The organism is Psychrobacillus sp. (genome assembly GCF_056205495.1).
On sequence record NZ_JBAEAP010000365.1, the window covers coordinates 1 to 1,599 of the forward strand.

The following is a 1,599-nucleotide window of genomic DNA, read 5'->3' on the forward strand; positions in this document are numbered from 1 at the left end:
GTGATAAGTATTTAGAAATGGTTGATCGCTCTTATAAGGAACGCTGGGTAGACTTTGCACAAAATGAAGGAAAATCCACGGGCGCTTTCTGTTCTAGTCCATATGGTAGTCACCCATACATTTTAATATCCTGGTCGAGTCGAATGAATGAAGTATTTGTTCTCGCTCACGAGCTTGGTCATGCGGGTCATTTCTATTTTGCACACCAAGAACAAAATCTATTTAATTCTCGTCCATCTTTATATTTTATCGAGGCGCCTTCTACAATGAATGAAATGTTAGTTGCCAATCATCTTTTGAAAAGTTCGGATGACCCTAAATTTAAACGTTGGGTAATATCTTCCATTGTTGCTAGAACCTATTATCATAACTTTGTTACTCATTTACTAGAAGCAGCTTATCAACGTAAAGTTTATGAGCGTGTAGATCAAGGGCAAAATGTAAATGCTGAAATTTTAAATACTTATAAACGTGAAGTGCTTGAAGATTTTTGGGGTGATGCGGTGGAGATTACCGATGGAGCGGAGCTAACATGGATGAGACAGCCCCACTACTTTATGGGATTATATCCATACACATATAGCGCTGGATTAACGATTTCCACGCAGGTTGCTAAACGTATACTAAACGAAGGACAGCCGGCAGTAGACGAATGGTTAGAAGTATTAAAGGCTGGTGGAACTAAATCGCCAGTAGAATTAGCTAAAATGGCTGGTGTGGACATTACAACTGATGAACCACTCCGAGATACAATTGCATATATTGGTTCACTTATTAATGAACTTGAAAGCTTAACAGAGGAAATCGAAAGTAAGTAAGCTAAGAACAAGTAAGCTGGACAATATTGCTACAATTTAAAAAGCCCTAGAAATTTTACCACTCGTAAAATTTCTAGGGCTTTGTTTATATATATACCACAAAGCAGTTGTCCTTGGCTTAGGTTGACACGTTTACTAATTTTAGTTTTTTCGGGATGATATATTATATAAACTAAAGTCGATGTTAAAGGGAACCTCAATCTTAAATACACATAAAAATGAGCTAGGATACTTGCTCCTGGTTCATTTTACTTTTGACTAACGCACTCATTAGTTGATAAAGAAATATTTTATATTTCTACTTTACTTGAAATCATTTACCCAAAACCAATGACGACCAGTATTTTTTTTGTTGTTTGCGATGATTGCGGTTTGCGTTCAACACAGCAGAAATCGCCGGAAAACGCTTTAGCTGCATGGAATAAGGGGAATTTCAAAGAGTGCCAAAAGTAACAGCATTTTTCCACGGCATCTTGCAAAACGATAAGATTATTCTCAAAGCTACAGACAACAGAGCTTTATGACAATGACAGTATGAGTAACTGGCATAAAAGGGCGGTCTATTCCGAAGCGTCCGGCAGAACGGAAAATCTTGAAAAGGCACATATTGTATCTAGGGGCGCTGACAAAGCGGATATAGAAGAAACCTGGAATGTGCTTTGTTTAACGCATGATGAACATATGTTCATGCACAAAGCCGGCTGGAAGGCCTTCCTGGACAAATATCCGCATCTTGAGGGCAGAATAAAAAAGGCTTATGACATGGCACATAAGCTTAATT

At 38.0% G+C, this 1,599-nt stretch carries 2 protein-coding genes; both read left to right on the top strand.

Annotated elements, in window-relative coordinates; all coding sequences use genetic code 11:
• The coding region (locus AC06OU_RS10955) for a M3 family metallopeptidase (RefSeq protein WP_475855764.1) at window positions 1-818 on the top strand (818 nt) is incomplete at its 5' end.
• Window positions 819-1,352: 534 nt separating this feature from the next.
• Window positions 1,353-1,599, top strand: a 247-nt coding sequence (locus tag AC06OU_RS10960; RefSeq protein WP_475855765.1) for a hypothetical protein, incomplete at its 3' end; no start/stop codon positions are given.